The following is a 19424-nucleotide window of genomic DNA, read 5'->3' on the forward strand; positions in this document are numbered from 1 at the left end:
TAAAAAAAATAATGAAAAAAACAATTGCACTTTTATCCTTGCTTTTTATTGTCGGCAAGGCAATATCTCAAGACTTGCCTGCCAATGGACGGACTCTTGTTACGTCAACAGATTTTAAAATAGGGGAAAATGATTTTCTGTTAAATGGAAAACCCTATGTGATTCGCTGCGGAGAAATGCATTTTGCCCGCATTCCCAAAGAATATTGGGTACACCGCTTGAAGATGGCCAAAGCAATGGGCTTGAATACAGTTTGTGCGTATTTGTTCTGGAATATGCATGAACCACAGCCGGGACAGTTTAATTGGTCCGGAATGGCAGATGCCGCTGAGTTTTGTAAGCTTGCCCAAAAAGAAGGTCTGTTTGTAATCCTGCGCCCAGGACCCTATGCTTGTGCTGAATGGGATTTTGGTGGTTTTCCTTGGTGGTTGCTTAAAAAGAAAGATATTAAATTGCGTACGCAGGACCCTTATTATTTAGAACGTTGCCGAATCTACTTAAATCAGGTTGGGAAAATATTAGCGCCATTACAAGTTACCAATGGTGGTCCCATTATTATGACCCAAGTGGAAAATGAATATGGTTCCTATGGAGATGACAAAGAATATATTGGTAAGATCCGGGATTACTTGGTTAAAGCAGGTTTTAAAGTTCCACTTTTTACCTGTGATGGCCCATCACAATTAAAAAACGATGTGCGTGAGGATATCTTTAGTGTAGTCAATTTTGGAGGTAATCCTGAGTCTGGTTTTAAGGCATTACGTAATATTCGACCTAAAGGACCTTTAATGTGTGGCGAATATTATCCGGGTTGGTTTGATTCATGGGGGACAAAACATCATACCGGTTCTACTGCTAATGTGGTAAAGGAAATTGCGTATATGTTAGATCACAAAGCTTCTTTTAGTATTTATATGGCTCATGGAGGAACGACATTCGGACAATGGACAGGCGCCAACAGCCCACCTTATCTGCCCCAGACATCCAGTTATGATTATGATGCACCAATAAGCGAAGCAGGTTGGGATACAGAAAAATTTTATGCTTTGCGTACCCTTTTTTCGAAATATTTACAGGAAGGGGAAACTTTAGCGACAGTGCCTGCAAGAAATCCAATCATAAAAATTCCGGCATTTACCACTACCGAAATCGCTCCTTTATTGTCTAATCTTCCGGCGTTTGTTAATGATAAGAAGGTAAGAAATATGGAAGAATACGATCAAGGTTATGGAAGTATTCTTTATCGCACAAAATTGTCAGGCGGAGCAGCCACCACTTTAAATATCCAGGAAGTACATGATTTCGCATTGGTATTTATTAACGGAAAAAAGATTGCCACGCTTGATCGAAGAAAAAATGAAAACAGTTGCAAATTACCGGCGACAAAAGCAGGGGATGTATTGGATATTTTAGTGGAAGCCATGGGAAGGGTAAACTATGGCGGGGCATTGCACGACAGGAAAGGTATAACTGATAAAGTTTTATTAAGCGGATCTAATGGCGATGTCAAAGAGTTAACTAATTGGCAAGTTTATCCTATTGCATTAAGTAATGAGGGAGCTCCAGCCTACTTGAAATTTAAATCAGGAAAATCTACGATGCCTGCTTATCACAAAGGAACTTTCTCTCTTAGTGAAACGGGTGATACGTTTCTTGATGTGAGCACTTGGGGAAAAGGGTTGGTTTGGATCAACGGACATTGTCTGGGAAGATTCTGGAATATTGGTCCAACACAAACGATGTATGTTCCTGCTCCTTGGCTGAAAAAAGGCAGCAACGAAATTATTATTCTGGACTACATAGGTCCTGCAAAAAATAACTTGGCTGGTTTGGAAATACCTAAACTGGATGAACTAGCTCAAAAGACAAAAAATGAGAAACACCGCAAGGAAGGCCAGACAATTCAATTGGCAGGCATTACGCCAATACACCAAGGGATTTTTAATGGAGGGATTGAATGGCAAACAGTGAAATTCAATAGGAGTAAAGGCAGATACTTCTGTTTAGAAGCCTTGAGTCCCCAAAAGGATAATGATCCTTATACCACCATTGCCGAATTGTACCTATTGGATGAAAATGGAAAAGAGATTCCCCGAAACAAATGGAAAGTCGTTTATGCCGACAGTGAAGAAATGGATGGGGATGACGGTAAAGCTGATAATGTTTTTGATCTTCAAAGTACTTCTATCTGGCATACGGAATGGCAAGGAAAATCCCCCAAACACCCACATCAGATTGTAATTGATTTGGGGTCAGAAATGAATGTCAGTGGTTTGAAATATCTACCTCGTCAGGATGGTCCCAACGGAAGAATCAAAGATTTTAAAGTATATATAAGCAAAAGCAATTTCATTGGTTTATAAAGTATATTAGGAGTTTTTTCTTTTGAAAGACAATTAATGATTAAACAAAGATAATATTGAATTAATATTTAAACAGCAGACATTATATCTTTCGATTTCTAAAAGTATATGAATTTAATAAAAAGACTGAGAGGATGACTGCTGTATTTAAGTAGGAAATGAAATCATCTTTTTTAGTAAATTGTTGTGGTTTTCATTAATATTTTATGTTGTTAAAATGATAAAAAAAGTAATGTTGTTAGCTCTCTTTAGCGGAGCAGTATTTTGCGGGAATGCGCAATCCAAAATTGATCCTACAACCATTAAAGAAAAAATGCAATGGTTTGAAGATGCTAAGCTAGGAATCTTCATCCATGCCGGAATTTATTCGGTGGCCGATGTTTCGGAATCTTGGAGTTTTCATAACGGAAACATTTCGGTTGAAGATTATATGAAACAGCAAAAAAGTTTCACTTTAAGCAATTACGATCCTGCTGCTTGGGCAGAAATGATCAAAGACTGTGGGGCCAGATATGCGGTAATCACAACCAAACACCACGATGGTGTAGCGATGTATGATACCAAATTGGGGAAACTGAGTTCGATAAAAACATGTCCTGCCAAAAAAGACATGATAAAACCTTTATTTGAAGAATTGCGTAAAAGAGATGTGAAATGCGGAGCCTATTTCTCATTAATTGACTGGACACACAATGATTATCCTGATTTTTTGAAGAATAAAAAGCGTTATGATATCAAAAAAGAACCGGCTCGTTGGGAACGTTTCCAGAAATTCTTTCAGGGACAAATCAAAGAAATATCTGACTGGTACAATCCCGATTTGTGGTGGTTTGATGGTGACTGGGAGCACAGTGCCGATGAATGGCAGGCCGAAAAAACACGTAAAATGATGTTAGACAGAAACCCAAATACGATTATCAACGGTCGTTTGCAGGGGTATGGCGATTACGATACTCCAGAACAAAATTTCCCCGTGGTGCGTCCTGCATCCAAATGGTGGGAATTGTGTATGACCATGAATGAAAACTGGGGTTACCGTGTGAGCGACACCAACTGGAAGACACCTTATGAAATAATAACTATATTTGTGGATGCGGTTTCAAACGGAGGAAATTTATTATTGGACATTGGACCAAAACCTGATGGAACTTATCCGGAAACGGTTGTTTCTACATTGAAAGAATTAGGCGATTGGAACAGAAGAAACGGAGAAGGTATTTTCGGAACCATTCCAGGAATTCCACAAGGGCATTTCTACGGACCAACGACACTGTCGAAAGATTCAAAAACACTATACTTATTTGTGCACGGAAAAACTTCTGGACAAGTAATGTTGAAAGGGTTAGATAACAAAATTCAGGATATTACTGTTTTGGGTTCAAATAAGAAGTTGACTCATAAAGTAGTGGGTAAAATTTCTTGGAGTGCTGTTCCTGGATTGGTTTACATCGATTTGCCGGAAAATGCTATCGATAAGTATGTGACTTGTATCAAAGTAACATTAGACACGCCAATCAAATTATACAGAGGTCATGGTGGCTTCTTAATAAATTAACAAAGAATAATTAATCAATAAAAAACGTAAATATGGTAAAGTCATTTTTCTTTTCATTTCTTTTATGTACCACATTCTCATTTGCTCAGGAAGTAAAAATCATTCCTCAGCCAGCAGAAGTCATTACAAATACCGGCAATTTTATTATTAACCCGAAAACCAGTTTGGTGGTTGCCAACAAAGAGGACAAACCTACAGCTGCTTTTTTAAATAAATATTTATTGGAGTATTATGGATTTGAATTACCAGTAGTTCAAAAAGCCTCTAAAAACAGTATTAAACTTGTAAGCCTTAAAAATATTGATGGGCTTAAAGGAGAAGGTTATACTTTAAAATCAGACAAAGAGGGTGTGTTGATTGAAGGAAATTCAAATCAAGGAACATTTTATGGTATGCAAACACTTATTCAATTGCTACCTGTAGGGAAAAGCAAGAGTCTAAAGATTGCTTCAGTAACGGTAAAAGACGGACCACGTTTTGCTTACAGAGGTTCAATGTTGGATGTAAGCCGTCATTTTTTTCCGGTTTCATTCGTTAAAAAATATATCGATTACCTAGCCTTGCACAAAATGAATTATTTTCATTGGCATCTAACCGAAGATCAAGGTTGGAGAATTGAAATAAAAAAATATCCTAGACTTACTGAAATAGGTTCTAAAAGAAACGGAACTATTGTTGGCAGATACCCAGGCAAAGGAAACGACAATACCCCAGAGGAAGGTTTTTATACCCAAGAACAAGTAAAAGACATTGTTAAATATGCTTCAGACCGATTCATTACGGTAATTCCGGAAATTGAAATGCCGGGTCATAGTAGTGCGGCAATTGCAGCCTATCCTTTGTTAAGTTGTTTTCCAAACGAAAAAACCGATATACCGGCTAATATGATTTCTGAAAAAAGTAAACAGGAATTAGCAAGCGGTAGAATAAAACTGGTTCAGGAAACATGGGGAGTTTTTACAGATGTTTATGCTCCAACCGAATATACTTTCAAATTTCTTGAAGATGTTCTTGATGAGGTAATGGCTTTATTTCCATCAAAATATATCCATGTTGGAGGAGACGAATCTCCTAAAGATGCTTGGAAAAGAAGTGAATTCTGTCAGCAGTTAATAAAAGAGAAAGGCTTGAAAGACGAACACGAACTTCAAAGTTATTTTATTCAACGCATGGAAAAATACATTAATAAAAATGGGAGAACCTTAATAGGTTGGGACGAAATATTAGAAGGTGGTCTGGCGCCAAACGCTATTGTTATGAGCTGGAGAGGTGAGGCAGGCGGAATCGCGGCAGCCAAAGAAAACCATCAGGTAATTATGACTCCGGGGAGTCACGTTTATTTAGATCATACCCAGACTAAAAATGAAAAAGAAGTAACTATTGGTGGGTTTACTAATTTGGAAAAAATTTACAGCTATGAGCCGATTCCTAAAGAATTGAATGAGCAACAGGCTAAATATGTAATGGGTGCCCAAGGAAATGTATGGACAGAGTATATGGCTAATCCAGCAAAAGTAGAATATATGATATTTCCGCGTTTGAGTGCACTTAGTGAAGTATTATGGTCACCAAAGGAAAAGAAAAACTGGACTGTTTTTCAGACCAAAATTGAAACGATGAAAAAAAGATATGATATGTGGGGAGCTAATTATTTCAAAGGAAAATAATATTCTTTTCAATTTGACTATCGCCTAATTAAAATGCTCTCCAATTTTTATTGAGAGGGCATTTTTTATATCATAATGTTATTTACGGTTCTGGTTTTAAGGCTTGAAATTATTTTTCCATCTCAGCTCTATCATTTCTTTTTCTCGTTTCTTTTTTGTCTTGAGCAAAGCTTGTTATTCCAACAACCAATAATGCTGTAATAATTAATTTTTTCATTTCTATTGTTTTTAAGTTATAGTTGACTAAGGTTTAGCTGTTAAAAAAAGGGTATCGTTTGCTTTTTTATTTTTAAAAACAGAAAAAAAAGATATTTAAGTATGATTGAAGTCATAACCGATACGTTAATATAATTGGAAATTTGTTAAAGAAATTTTAAAACCAATTCTTATGTACAAATTATCTTTTTTTGTAGTTGCATTAGTAATGCTAACTTCATGTGGCGATAAAAAAACCAAATCCGAAGAGGATTCTTCAACAATCACTTCATCTGAAGAAGGAATGCCTGCGGCGGCTGAAGCGGCTCCAGATGCTTCCACTTATGATCCAAACAGGGGAATTGGAAAGCACACTTCAGTAGATTTAGGAGCAAAACTGGATGTGGCTATGGCCGCCGAAGGGGAAAAAATCCAATCGGTTAAATGTTCTTCTTGTCACAAAATGACAGATGAAAAACTAGTTGGTCCAGGCTGGAAAGGGGTTACCACTCGAAACAAACCAGAATGGATTATGAATTTTATTACTAATCCTGACCCTATGATTGATAAAGATCCAAAACTTCAAGCGCAGTTAGAAATTTGTTTGGTTCGTATGCCAAATCAAGCATTATCTGATGCCGATGCAAGAAGTTTGTTAGAGTATATGCGTAAAAATGATGGTGTAAAGTAGTCTCTGATCAATAATTTAATTTATAAAGTAGGATGAAATCAATGATTTGCGAATACAAACAACAATAGAAATTATGAGTAAAAATAAATTTTCAAAAGCAATCTTTGCTTTTGTATTGGTAAGCGCTTTCTTTAGTTCTTGTAAGCCAAAAGATTCCAGTGACGCCGTAAGTGGTGATGCTGCGCAAAAAGTATACGTTGCTCCAGGTAAATATGACGAGTTTTATAATTTTGTTTCAGGAGGTTTTAGCGGACAAATGAGTGTGTATGGTTTGCCTAGCGCACGACTTTTAAGGGTTGTTCCTATCTTTTCCGTAGATCCCCAAAGTGGTTATGGGTACAGTGAGGAAACAAAGCCCATGCTGAATACTTCAAATGGATTTGTGCCTTGGGACGATCAACATCATTTAGAATTGTCTCAAACCAAAGGAGAAGTGGATGGTCGCTGGATTTTTGCCAATGCCAATAATACGCCCAGAATTGCGCGTGTTGATTTAAAAACGTTCAAAACGGTAGAGATTATAGAGTTGCCAAACAGTGCAGGAAATCACTCCTCTCCATTTATTACCGAAAACACGGAATATGTAGTAGCAGGAACCCGCTTTAGTGTTCCGCCAGACAATGCTAATGGGGATGTTCCTATTAATACGTATAAGAAAAATTTTAAAGGCTATTTAAGCTTTGTAAAAGTTGGAAAAGAAGGTCAAATGGATATTGCTTTCCAAATAGAAGCTCCTGGTGTAAACTTTGATTTAAGTCACGCTGGAAAAGGTAAATCTCATGGCTGGTTTTTCTTCTCTTGCTATAATACGGAACAAGCCAATACTTTGCTTGAAGTGAATGCTTCGCAAAAAGACAAAGATTTTATCATGGCAGTAAACTGGAAAAAAGCCGAAGAATATATTAAAGCGGGTAAAGGTAAAAAAGTAGCTGTAAAATATGCTCACAATACTTGGGATGAAAAAACGCATACCGCAAAATCAGAAATTAGAACTTCAGTTTTGGTGCTTGATTCAAAAGAGTTGAAAGATATTTGTTACATGATTCCATGTCCAAAATCGCCTCATGGTTGTGATGTTGATCCTACAGGTGAATATATTGTAGGTAGTGGAAAATTAGCCGCTTTAATTCCTGTATTTAGTTTTGATAAAATGCAAAAAGCGATTGCCGCGAAACAATTTGATGGTAATTATGAAGGAATTCCAGTCATTAAATATGAAGCCGCTTTACATGGTGAAGTTAAAAAACCAGGTTTAGGTCCATTGCACACTGAATTTGATGGTAGAGGAAATGCTTATACTACTTTTTTCGTTTCTTCAGAAGTGGTGAAATGGGATATTAAAACATTGAAGGTTTTAGACCGTGCACCGACCTATTATTCTCCTGGACACCTTTCTATTCCAGGTGGAGACAGTAGAAAACCGTTTGGTAAATACATGGTAATTTATAATAAAATCACCAAAGACAGATACCTGCCAACTGGACCGGAATTAGCTCAAAGTGCGCAGTTATTTGATATTAGTGGTGATAAAATGAAACTTTTGTTGGATTATCCAACTATTGGAGAACCACATTATGCTCAATCTGCTCCAGCTGATTTAATCAGAAACAATGGTCAGTTGAAATTTTATAAAATTGAAGAAAACAATCACCCTTATGTTGCCAAGGGAGAGAAAGAAGCAAAAGTAGTTAGACAAGGGAATAGAATAGATGTATACATGACTTCAATCCGTTCTCACTTTGCCTCTGATAATATTGAAGGAATAAAATTGGGTGACGAAGTCTATTTCCATGTTACTAATTTAGAACAAGATTGGGATGTTCCTCATGGATTTGCCATAAAAGGGGCTGATAATGCAGAACTTTTAATCATGCCAGGAGAAACTGCCACTTTAAAATGGATCCCTAAAAAAGTTGGAATTTTCCCATTCTATTGTACTGATTTCTGTAGTGCATTGCACCAGGAAATGCAAGGATATGTCAGAGTATCTCCGGCTGGAAGCAGCGTTCCATTAACTTTTAGTTTGGGAACAAATCTACCCGCCACCAAGTAATTATAAATCTTAAATAAAAAGGGAACACTATTATTTTGTTCCCTTTTTTAAATCAACAATCATGAACAATTCAAAAATTTCAACACTTTCAAAAGGCGTACTTTTGTTAGTGATGGTGCTATTGGTGTCTTCTATTTTTGTTCCAATGTGGCGAATTGAGTTATCTGCACCACAATATCCGGAAGGATTAGTACTTAAATTGCATGCCAATAAAATTGCCGGGGATGTTGATATTATCAATGGATTAAATCATTACATAGGAATGAAAACCCTACATAAAGAAGATTTTGTTGAGTTTACAGTATTACCCTATATATTTATATTTTTTGCACTTTTTGCTTTGGCAACAGCAATTATTGCAAAGAAAAAAACACTTTATGTTTTATTCATTTCACTTGTGCTTTTTGGAGTTTTAGCAGCTGTCGATTTTTACAGATGGAATTATGAATATGGACATAATTTAGATCCAAATGCGGCGATACAAGTGCCCGGGATGTCTTATCAACCACCATTAATAGGATACAAGCAGCTACTTAATTTTGGCGCGTATTCTATCCCTGATATTGGCGGATGGCTGTTGATTGCTTCAGGATTTTTACTGTTTATTATTGTTATTAAAGAATCCAATCTTTTGCAAAAATTTAAAAAACCTAAAACTGCAACAGTTCTGTTACTCTTTTTGTCTTTGTCCTTTTTGTCCTGTTCGAATAATACCAAAGCAGTTCCCATAAAATTAAATGTAGACAATTGTGATTTTTGTAAAATGAGCATTGCTGACGGCAAATATGGAGCAGAAGTTCTGACCGAAAAAGGAAGAACTTATAAATTTGACGATATTATGTGCATGACGAATTATTGTAAAGAAAATTCAAGCACAAAAATCAGTTCGTATTACGTTCATGATTTTACTCAGGATAATGTTTTAATTCCCGCTTCAACGGCTCATTTCATTTCAGGAAGTGCAATTCAGAGTCCAATGAGAGGAGGAATTATTGCTTTTTCATCAGAAAAAGACGCTAAGGAATTCGGCACTAAATTAAACGCCAAACTCATTACCTGGGATGCTATTTTGAAACAATAAAAGCATTATTATTAATACAATTTTCGACAATAAATAATGAAAATAGTACTCTATATATGTTTATTATTCTCTTCTTTACTTCATGCTAATGTGATTGAGGTGGGACCCAACAAGCCTATAAAATCAATTAAAAAAGCCATCGCTTTAGCCAAAGCTGGTGATACGGTAATGGTTCATAAAGGATTGTATAAAGAAGGAAATATAATCATCAATAAAAGAATTGTCTTTCTGGGTAAAAACGTACCTGTTTTAGACGGTCAAAAAAAGTATGAAGTACTTTCCATAAAAGCTGACAGCGTAGTTGTCAGTGGTTTTAAAGTTATAAAATCAGGTTATGCTACACTCGAAGATCCTTGCGGAATAAAAGTGTACAACAGGAATTATGTTGTGATCCAAAACAATGTTCTGGATGATAATTTCTTTGGAATTTACATTCAAAATGGAAGCCACTGTATCATCAAAAACAATAGACTTACTGCTTATGGAAAAGAAGAACAAAGTATAGGAAACGGAATCCATTGCTGGAAAAGCGACAGCCTGCAAATTATTGGGAACACTATTTCGGGGCATCGGGATGGGATTTATTTTGAATTTGTAACCAACTCAGTAATCTGGAGAAATATTTCGACCAGAAATGTTCGCTATGGACTACATTTTATGTTTTCCAATGATGATGCTTATATTTCCAATATCTTTAAGAATAATGGAGCCGGTGTTGCCGTAATGTTTACCAAAAACGTGAAGATGTTCAATAATTTTTTTGAAGAAAACTGGGGAGATGCTGCCTATGGATTATTCCTTAAAGAAATCTCGGACAGCTATATTATTGGAAACAAATTCAGCAAAAATACGTCAGGAATTCACATGGAAGGAACCAACCGAATTCAAGTTGAAAAAAATGTTTTTGAAGCCAATGGTTGGGGAATGAAAATCCTGGCAAGCTGCTCCGATAATATAATAAAAAACAATAATTTTTTGGGGAATACTTTTGATATAAGTACCAATGGAAGTTTGGTCCTCAATACATTCAACAATAATTATTGGGATAAATATGAAGGTTATGATTTAGACAAAAATGGAGTGGGAGATGTCCCGTTTCATCCCTTGAGCTTATTTGCCGTACTTACCGAAAGAAATCCTTCGGCCATGTTGCTTTTTCGGAGTTTCATGATCACACTTCTAGATAAATCAGAAAGGATTTTGCCTAGTATCACACCCGATAATTTCGTTGATAATTCGCCTTTAATGCATTCTTTACCTTTATGATTGAAATAAAAAAATTAAACAAAAAATTCGGAAAATTAGAAGTTTTAAGCGATGTCAATCTTACTTTCAAAAAAGGAGAATGCATTGCGCTAATTGGACCTAACGGTTGTGGAAAAACGACTTTGATAAAAAGTATTTTAGGAATGGTAATCCCTACTAAAGGCGATGTTTTATTTAACCAAAAGTCTATTCTAAAAGAGTATCTGTATCGGGAACAAATAGGGTATATGCCCCAAATTGGGCGTTATCCGGATTATATGACTGTTGGTCAAATTATCGAAATGATTAAAAAAATTCGAAATTCTAACCAGACTTTGGATGAGGATTTATTGAAGGCTTTTGATCTCGAAAAAATATTTGACAAGCAAATGCGGACACTTTCCGGAGGAACGACCCAAAAAGTGAGTGCTACACTGGCTTTTTTATTTAATCCCGAGGTGTTGATTTTAGACGAACCAACAGCAGGTTTAGATCCTTTGGCTTCCGAAATATTGAAAGATAAAATTATAAAAGAGAAAGAAAAGGGCAAACTCATTCTGATTACGTCCCATCTCCTAAGCGAATTAGACGATATGATTACCCAGATTATTTTCATGCAAGACGGGAAAGTGCATTTTCATAAAACGATTGCTGATTTATTGGAATCGACTAATGAACAAAAAATATCGAAAGCAATTGCAAAAATTCTAAAAAGCCAAAGCAATGAATAGAATTATAAGAATTATATTTTTAGACATTTTAAAAAACAAAATTGTACTGGCTTACACTATAATTTTAGGCATACTTTCCTGGAGTTCATTTGGTTTAGAAGACAATTCTGCCAAAGGATTGCTTACCATTTTGAATATAATTTTATTTACTGTTCCGTTAGTTTCCATTCTTTTTGCGACCATCTATTTATACAACAGTTCCGAGTTTATAGAACTTTTGTTGAGCCAGCCCATCAAACGAAAAAAGATATGGTTGAGTTTATTCCTGGGATTGTCTTTGTCAATGGTTTTGGCCTTTTTTATTGGTGCCGGAATACCGCTATTGGTTTATGCGCCCGATTCCGTTGGGATAATGATGCTGGTTGTAGGATGTTTGATTTCTTTGGTTTTTGTGGCTTTGGCCTTCTTGAGTTCTATTCTTACAAGAGATAAATCAAAGGGAATCGGAATTGCGATAATGAGCTGGTTGTATTTTGCTTTGCTTTTTGATGGAATTGTATTGTTTTTATTGTTCCAATTTTCAGATTATCCAATAGAAAAAGCAATGGTTGCCGTTACGGCTTTAAGCCCGATTGATTTAGCCCGAATTCAAATTCTATTGCAGCTTGACGCATCAGCGATGATGGGATATACAGGAGCAATTTTCAAGGATTTTTTTGGTACTTCATTGGGATTGTTAATTTCATTTCTACTATTATGTTTATGGGTAGTTGTCCCATTTTTCATTTCATTAATAAAATTTAAAAATAAAGATTTATAATGTTTAAAGAAATTTTCCAGAAGTTAGAAAATGCAGTAAATCCGGTGGCACAAGTAGTACAGAACACCACTTGCGGTAAAGTGATGGTTATCGCTTTCAAAAAAGGAATGATACTCAAAGAGCATAAGACTGATGTTCCCGCCAAATTATTAGTGATAAAAGGAAATGTAATCTATAAAGAGCAAAGTCAACAAGAAGAGCTCTTTTTATACGATGAAAAAAATATTCCGGTAGCAGTTCTTCATTCCGTTGAAGCTATCGAAGACAGTTTGTGTTTATTGTTTAAAGGATAAAATCTCCAAATGAAAACAGATATAAAGAACAGATCCGACATTGAGAAACTCATAAATGCCTTTTATGATAAAATAAAAGTCGATTCTAAAATTGGTTATTTTTTTAATGATGTTGCTAAAGTGAATTGGGAAAAACATTTGCCCAGAATGTATGATTTCTGGGAAAATATTATATTTTCTACGGGTGATTTTGTCGGAAATCCTATGGCTAAACACAAGGAATTACATCAAAAAAGTACAATGACCGAAGCTCATTTTCAGCATTGGAATGCCTTGTTTAACGAAACGGTTGATGAATTATTTATCGGAGAAAAAGCAGAGGAAATTAAACAGAGAGCGGCGAATATTGCAATGGCCATGATGTATAAAACATTAGGTTAAAAAAGAGCTCACACAAAAAAAGCGTAAACTAAATTAGTCTGCGCTTTTTTCAATTTAGGAATACGAATTAATAATTATTTTGGAAGCAATACATCATTTATTACATGGATAATCCCATTTGCTGTTGGGATTGAAGCGACAATTTCGGAGCCATTTACATAAACTTTATCTCCTTTTTTTGTGATTTTTACTTTACCGCCATTCACTTGTTCAAACTCTTGACCGTCTTGCATGTATTCTGTTTTTAGCGCACCTACATAAGTGTGGTATTCTAATATATTTTTCAAATCCTCTTTTTTCGCTGGTTTTAATAATCCTTCAACCGTCCCGGCAGGGAGTTTGTCAAAGGCAGCATTTGTTGGCGCAAAAACGGTAAATGGACCTGCATTGCTTAAAACATCTACTAATCCGGCTGCTTTTACTGCCGTTACAAGAGTTGTGTGATCTTTGCTTCCGGAAGCAGTTTGAACGATGTTTGGACTCGACGATTCATCTTTTACTGCAGATTGCCCAACACTTTCAGTTGAAGTGTTTTCTGTAGTTTTTTCAGAGGGAGCTTCGCTATTTTGTTTACAGCTAAAAGCGGTAAAGAAACTAACGACTAATAATACTTGAATAGATTTTTTCATAATAAGAATACTTAGGTTTTGTTTGTCAAAGTACTTAATTATAAGCGTTTTATTCTATGAGTATAATCATAAAGGAGGGTTGTTTTTAACTTTTTTTATGGAATAATACGCCGTAAATCCTATCCCGAAAAGCAAAATTAGTGCTACCGCAAAAAGAAGTTCATTTACATAAGGGATCATCGTGTAACTAAACGATGCAACTCCTTGAACAGCCAGTACAATTTCATTTAATAAAACGCCAAAAGTGAATAAGAGCAATCCAATTTTTATTCTTTTACTAATAAAAATCAAATGGTTAGCATAGATGTAGAATAGTAAAAATAAGGTGATTACTGCCAGTAAAACTAGATGCAGATAGGCAATTACAATTGGCCTGAAACCGAAAGCCAAATCACTCAAGACAGGAATGGTTGATCCCAATTGAAGTACTAATTTGATACTTAAAGCAAGATTTACAAATAATAAAATATAACGCAATAATGGCGATAAGTTTTTCAAAAATTCTTTTCTGGATTGTATTAAAATAAAAAGAAGTTTAAACCAGGTAAAAACCTGAACTATTGCCGCAATTACAGTAATTACATAAAGCCAAACGGGCAAATCCAGCCACAACGTGGATAAAAAATAAGCAGGAATACAGGAAAACGCAAACAGTTTGAATGCCGTTTCATAAAAGGAATTATCGGTCTTTTTTAGGTTTAAAAATCCAAAAAGCAACCCCATGCAGGCAAAGAAAAACCAGCCGTTGTATTGAAAATGAAGAAAATAATAGATAGAAGACAAATAGTAATCTTGAACAATATTCTTACTCGCCATCATATAAGCCAAGTAAAATGTGCCGAATGAGGAGATAATATTAAATACAATAGCTGCTTTAAACCAGTTTATGGATAATAAATCGCGATCAATTTTTCTTAAATCTTTAATGTAATAATAGCCAAAAATATAAGAAATTAGAATAGAAGCTGTAGAGGCTGTTATAGAAAACAGTCCGTAGCCTTCAATAATAAAAGAGACCAGCATTACATATGAAATAATCAAGTTGGCAATAATTATTTTCCGGTATTTGTTTACTTGAAAATCAGCTGTTTTGTTTTGAAGATAATAGATCATTAAAGTCATCAGAGTATGACTGATCCAACCAGAAAAAGCAAAATGGGAATGGGAATGTTGAAGGTGTTTTTGGTCTAAATAAGGAAATTCAAAACCTATTTTATAGCGCATTAAAACACCTAGTGTAGCAACAAAACATAGATTTAACAAGGATAATTTAAGCCAAAACGTCACATTTAATTTCATTTTAATAATATATTTTATGATTCACAATCTCTAGTTTCTCACAAGTATTCATCTTGCATAAAACACGAATGACTGTTTCTACTCTCAAACCGGTGAAATTAGCAATTTCCTGACGCGTGTAAGGAATTAATACTTTCTCGGTACAGCATTCCGATTTTTTCTTGTGGGTATTCAAAAAAGCGACAATTCTAAACTCGGGTTTCTGGTTTATGATCTCTTTTGAAGTGTTTGATTTAGAATGAATTTTGTTGGCCAGTAAAATCATAAAAGATTTTTGAATGGACGGATATTCGTCAAGGATTTTCAAGAATTTGTCTTTTGATAACTTTATAATTGTACTATCCTGGATGGTAATCGCTTTTGACGGATAGGGCTGATCAATAAACAATGGTGGTTCTCCAAAACTATTTCCGTTACAAAAAAGACCTTGCGTAAACTCTTTTCCTTCATCATTTGAATTAAACATTCTCACGCTTCCATCAATGATTTGGTAATAAAAATGGGCTACTTCATCCTCATCAAAAATGACTTCATTTTTTTTGTATTTTTTGGCTACCGCGCCCCAAGAGAAAAGTAAATCTAAATCGATCTGCATAAAATAACTGATTTGGAATTAGTAACGTTTTTTTTGCGAATGACATGACAACTAATTAAGTACAAAGTAATTACTATAAAAGTAATGAAAATATGATAAAAGTCATACAAATTCTAGTTAATGTAGTTATATCTTTGTTTTGTGAAAAAAGGAATACTCATAATAGCGTTACTCATACTTCTAAAACCAATATTTCCGGTTTTAGAATATGCAGTTAGATATGATTATATTTCAAAAGTGCTTTGCATTAATAAAGACAAGCCCAAATTGCAATGCAACGGAAAATGCCATTTAATGAAAGAATTGGCAAAAGCTTCCGAGAACGACAGCCCAATTTCTCCCAATAAAAAAATAACTTCACAAGAAGTAGAAGTTTTATTTTTTCAAGAAATTAATCCGTTTAACGTTTTACCAGTTTATTTTCAGAAGACTGAAAAAGTAAATAGTAACTATTCTAATTTATATTCTCACAGGATTAGTTGCGCTGTTTTTCATCCGCCCACAGTTATTTCTTAAAGTTTTACACGAAAGTGTACGTTTTCGTTTGATTTTTTCAAGCGGAGGAGACCTTATGGTTTCAAATGTTTGAAAGATAAAATCTTCTCAAGCAGATTCCCTATAAACTTTAATAAAATACAAAATGAAATTTCCATTAAAAAATATAATAGCTGTAATGGCTATGGCGTTAGCTTTTTCTTCCTGTTCAAATGATGAAAATCCATCAATTATGGCAAATGAATTAGAAGGATTGAATAAAATACAAGAAATCACAAATGATACCCACATTGTAGAACTTTATTCCCCTACAGGAACTTTGCAGCAGGGACACAACACAATCTCTTTGAGAATCAAAAACAAAACAACGAATGAGTACGAAAAAAATGCGACAATCACTTGGGCGCCATTAATGCAAATGACAACAATGTCGCACGCCTGTCCGTTTTCGGCAGTTACAAAAACTACAGGAAAAGAAACATTATACAATGGTTATATTGTTTTTCAAATGGCCGAAAATACCATGGAACATTGGACTCTAACCATAAATTATACTATTAATGGTATAGCATATACCGCGAATAATCAAATTAGTGTTCCAGCTTCCGCCAAAAAGAGAGTAACTACTTTTATCGGAACTGACGGGACAAAATATCTTTTGGCATTAATTGATCCAACGAATCCAAAAGTGGCTACAAACGAGATGACTGTTGGTGTTTTTAAGATGCAATCAATGATGGTGTTCCCGGTTGTTGATAATTTTAAAGTGAAAATTGACCCGAGAATGCCGAGTATGGGAAATCATGGATCTCCTAATAATGTTGATTTAACACAGTCTGTTTCAGATAAATTGTACCACGGGAAATTATCGTTAACCATGACCGGTTATTGGAAAATTAACTTGCAACTTTTGAATGCCGCTGGCGAAGTTTTAAAAGGCGAAGCAATTACTGATGCGGTTCCTACAAGCAGCATTTACTTTGAAGTAGAATTCTAGAAATATTTATTTTCTTAAATCAAAAAGGTCAAGAACTCATTTTTTGACCTTTTTCAAACCATTTCAGTATGAAAAAGATAATATTTCTCTTATTGCTACAATGTATTGCTGCAATCTCACTTTCAGCCCAAGAACAATCTAAAGACACCGTAGTTCCTAAAATCCTAAACGAAGTTATTGTCATTGGTAAAAAAGCACAATTGTATCAAAAACAACCTAAACTATTAGCCACTATTGACGAATATTTGCAACAGTCCGGCAAAGTCGAAATGATTAAAAGAGGCGGTTATGCTTGGGAGCCAATCATCAATAGTATGGCAACCGAAAGAACAGTAATAACCATAGACGGAATGCGTATTTTTGGTGCTTGTACCGATAAAATGGATCCCATAACATCCTATGTTGAAATTTCTAATTTATCGGAAGCAATCATAAAATCCGGACAACAAGGCGGCTGTCATGGAGCAACGATTGGCGGTGCCATTGATTTAAAAAGGAACCGAAGCAAATTTGCTGATTTAGGCTGGGAAACGGCTGTAAATACCGGTTTTGAAACCAACAGCAAGCAGAAAATCATTGGAACAACGATTAATTATGTCGATAGTTCGTTTTATGTGGATACCGACTTTATGTATCGGGATGCCGAGAATTATAGTTCTGGAAACAACCAGGAAGTTTTGTTTTCACAGTTTAAAAAGTTTAATGTTTCCACAACTTCCGGTTTTATTTTTAATAAAAATAAACTCATAGAGGCATCGCTGATCTATGATAAAGCAACCGATGTTGGTTATCCGGCACTTCCAATGGATGTTTCTTTGGCGGAAGCCTTAATAACTTCCTTAAAATTTGAATATGCTCCTAAATTGTCGAAAATAGAAAATTGGGAAACCAAAATATATTACAATACCGTTACGCATAGAATGGATGACACGAAACGACCTTTGGTTGCCATTCATATGGATATGCCCGGTTGGAGTGATACGTATGGCTTTTATTCGAAAGTAAAAGGAGTTTTTAAAAACCATCATTTTATGGCAGATTTGAATTCTTTTTATAATCGTTCCATTGCCGAAATGACCATGTATCCGAATAATCCGAACGAGAATGTGATGTTTATGTTTACTTGGCCTGATGTGAGGACTTCATATGGAGGATTGTTTTTAGAAGACAATGTAGTTTTGAATCCGTATTCCAGTTTGAAATTTTCTGCAAGCCTGGCAAACCATTTCAATAAAGTTGCCAATCAGTTGGGTTTAGAAAGTTTACAGATTTTTTACCCCAATATGAAAGAAAGTAAAAACCGAATTTTAAAAAGCGTTTCATCTAATTATTTTCACAATAAAAATGGTTTTGAATATGGTTTTGGTTTAGCGTATGGAGAGCGGGCATCTTCGGTTTCAGAAGGATACGGGTTTTATTTGTTTAATAGTTTTGACCGATTTGATTACATTGGAAACCCAGAATTAAAAAACGAAAAATCAGTTGAAGGAAACGTTTCTTTGGGATATGCAACAAAAAAATTGAGTGCTAAAATAACGTCTTCTTATTTTCATATTTCCGATTTTATTGTTGGAAAACCAGACCCAACTCTTATTCCAATGACTATTGGCGCCAGCGGTGTAAAAATTTATACGGCGTTAGAGTATGCCACTATTTTCAATACAGATTTGAATATTGAATACCAAATTACGGCCAATTTTAAAGGGAAGGGCCAGTTAGTTTACAATTACGGAAAAGACTTTGAAAAGAGAAATTTGCCATTTATAAGTCCGTTGCGATATTCAGCGTCTTTAAATTACAAAGTGAATAAATTTTCTGCCGAAATTATGGTTCAGGGCAATGCTGTGCAAACCCAATTTAGCCCTTTTTATGGCGAAGACAGAACGCCGGATTATGCGATTTTAAACCTTGCTTCGGGTTATTCGTTTGGTATTGAAAAAAGTAAATGGAATATTAGAGTGGGTATTGAAAATATCCTGGACACTAATTATTCCACTTTTTCAGATTGGAACAATATTCCCAGAAAAGGAAGAAATTTCTTTTTGAATATTAATTTTGCGTATTAACAACCTGAATTCGATTGTTAAAGTATTGAATATTAATATTTTGTTTTTTCGTGTTTATTGTCCTGCAAGGTTTTTTTAACCTTGTAGGTATTATAATATATCCAAAACCTACAAGGTTAAAAAAAACCTTGCAGGAAATGTATTATTGCGTCAGGTCAAACGCATTAAAAATTGAACCACATAGAAACATAGGAATTAACTTAATTTTGATTTAAATCTGTTCTGAACAGTCGAAATTTAGGAGACATAGAAAAAAGCCAATGCTTTTTTTTCTATTGTGAACTCTTATCATCGTCAAAATTTATTTTTGCAGGAATAAACACTATGT

17 protein-coding genes are annotated in these 19424 nt (G+C 35.0%); 14 read left to right on the plus strand and 3 right to left on the minus strand.

Annotated elements, in window-relative coordinates:
- The first annotated feature begins 11 nt into the window (after positions 1-11).
- The 11 genes from E0I26_RS06705 (at position 12) to E0I26_RS06755 (ending at position 13015) form a co-directional block, all read left to right on the plus strand.
- Entirely contained in the window at positions 12-2363 is a 2352-nt protein-coding gene (locus E0I26_RS06705; RefSeq protein WP_131915720.1) for a beta-galactosidase, read from the plus strand.
- 232 nt (positions 2364-2595) lie between these two features.
- Positions 2596-3918, plus strand: a complete 1323-nt coding sequence (locus E0I26_RS06710; RefSeq protein ID WP_235831729.1) for an alpha-L-fucosidase — start codon at positions 2596-2598, stop codon at positions 3916-3918.
- A gap of 32 nt (positions 3919-3950) precedes the next feature.
- Positions 3951-5585, plus strand: coding sequence for a beta-N-acetylhexosaminidase (locus E0I26_RS06715; protein ID WP_131915722.1), 1635 nt, complete (start codon positions 3951-3953; stop codon positions 5583-5585).
- 388 nt (positions 5586-5973) lie between these two features.
- The gene (locus tag E0I26_RS06720; protein ID WP_131915723.1) at positions 5974-6471 is read left to right on the plus strand and encodes a c-type cytochrome; all 498 of its coding nucleotides are present in this window, start codon (positions 5974-5976) and stop codon (positions 6469-6471) included.
- A 73-nt stretch (positions 6472-6544) separates the two neighbouring features.
- Positions 6545-8524, plus strand: a complete 1980-nt coding sequence (gene nosZ, locus E0I26_RS06725) for a Sec-dependent nitrous-oxide reductase (RefSeq protein WP_131915724.1) — start codon at positions 6545-6547, stop codon at positions 8522-8524.
- A gap of 61 nt (positions 8525-8585) precedes the next feature.
- Complete coding sequence (locus tag E0I26_RS06730) at positions 8586-9605, plus strand: nitrous oxide reductase accessory protein NosL (RefSeq protein ID WP_131915725.1); 1020 nt, start codon at positions 8586-8588, stop codon at positions 9603-9605.
- A 36-nt stretch (positions 9606-9641) separates the two neighbouring features.
- Positions 9642-10871, plus strand: coding sequence for a nitrous oxide reductase family maturation protein NosD (locus E0I26_RS06735; protein WP_131915726.1), 1230 nt, complete (start codon positions 9642-9644; stop codon positions 10869-10871).
- Positions 10868-11581 carry an ABC transporter ATP-binding protein gene (locus E0I26_RS06740; protein ID WP_131915727.1) on the plus strand — a complete coding sequence of 238 codons (714 nt, stop codon included), beginning with the start codon at positions 10868-10870 and terminating at the stop codon, positions 11579-11581. The genes E0I26_RS06735 and E0I26_RS06740 overlap by 4 nt, the downstream gene beginning before the upstream one ends.
- Positions 11574-12341 carry an ABC transporter permease subunit gene (locus tag E0I26_RS06745; protein ID WP_131915728.1) on the plus strand — a complete coding sequence of 256 codons (768 nt, stop codon included), beginning with the start codon at positions 11574-11576 and terminating at the stop codon, positions 12339-12341. Before E0I26_RS06740 ends, E0I26_RS06745 begins: the two co-directional genes overlap by 8 nt.
- Positions 12341-12634: a cupin domain-containing protein gene (locus E0I26_RS06750; protein WP_131915729.1), complete on the plus strand. Its 294-nt coding sequence runs from the start codon at positions 12341-12343 to the stop codon at positions 12632-12634. Before E0I26_RS06745 ends, E0I26_RS06750 begins: the two co-directional genes overlap by 1 nt.
- A gap of 9 nt (positions 12635-12643) precedes the next feature.
- Positions 12644-13015 carry a group III truncated hemoglobin gene (locus E0I26_RS06755; RefSeq protein ID WP_131915730.1) on the plus strand — a complete coding sequence of 124 codons (372 nt, stop codon included), beginning with the start codon at positions 12644-12646 and terminating at the stop codon, positions 13013-13015.
- A 74-nt stretch (positions 13016-13089) separates the two neighbouring features.
- Here the strand turns inward: E0I26_RS06755 and E0I26_RS06760 are convergent, their stop codons facing one another.
- From E0I26_RS06760 to E0I26_RS06770, 3 genes are all read right to left on the minus strand, one after another.
- A complete protein-coding gene (locus E0I26_RS06760) occupies positions 13090-13644 on the minus strand; it encodes a fasciclin domain-containing protein (RefSeq protein WP_131915731.1) in 555 nt (184 codons plus the stop codon).
- Positions 13645-13710: 66 nt separating this feature from the next.
- Positions 13711-14943, minus strand: a complete 1233-nt coding sequence (locus E0I26_RS06765) for a hypothetical protein (RefSeq protein WP_131915732.1) — start codon at positions 14941-14943, stop codon at positions 13711-13713.
- 1 nt (position 14944) lies between these two features.
- A complete protein-coding gene (locus E0I26_RS06770) occupies positions 14945-15538 on the minus strand; it encodes a Crp/Fnr family transcriptional regulator (protein ID WP_131915733.1) in 594 nt (197 codons plus the stop codon).
- A 141-nt stretch (positions 15539-15679) separates the two neighbouring features.
- Between E0I26_RS06770 and E0I26_RS06775 the strand changes: the two genes are divergently transcribed.
- From E0I26_RS06775 to E0I26_RS06785, 3 genes are all read left to right on the plus strand, one after another.
- The gene (locus tag E0I26_RS06775) at positions 15680-16054 is read left to right on the plus strand and encodes a hypothetical protein (protein WP_235831730.1); all 375 of its coding nucleotides are present in this window, start codon (positions 15680-15682) and stop codon (positions 16052-16054) included.
- A gap of 124 nt (positions 16055-16178) precedes the next feature.
- Positions 16179-17030 (plus strand): hypothetical protein, encoded by an 852-nt coding sequence (locus E0I26_RS06780; protein WP_131915734.1) that lies wholly within the window; start codon positions 16179-16181, stop codon positions 17028-17030.
- 68 nt (positions 17031-17098) lie between these two features.
- The gene (locus tag E0I26_RS06785; protein WP_131915735.1) at positions 17099-19096 is read left to right on the plus strand and encodes a TonB-dependent receptor domain-containing protein; all 1998 of its coding nucleotides are present in this window, start codon (positions 17099-17101) and stop codon (positions 19094-19096) included.
- The last annotated feature ends 328 nt before the right edge of the window (positions 19097-19424 follow it).

This window comes from Flavobacterium rhamnosiphilum (genome assembly GCF_004349195.1).
Lineage (GTDB): Bacteria > Bacteroidota > Bacteroidia > Flavobacteriales > Flavobacteriaceae > Flavobacterium > Flavobacterium rhamnosiphilum.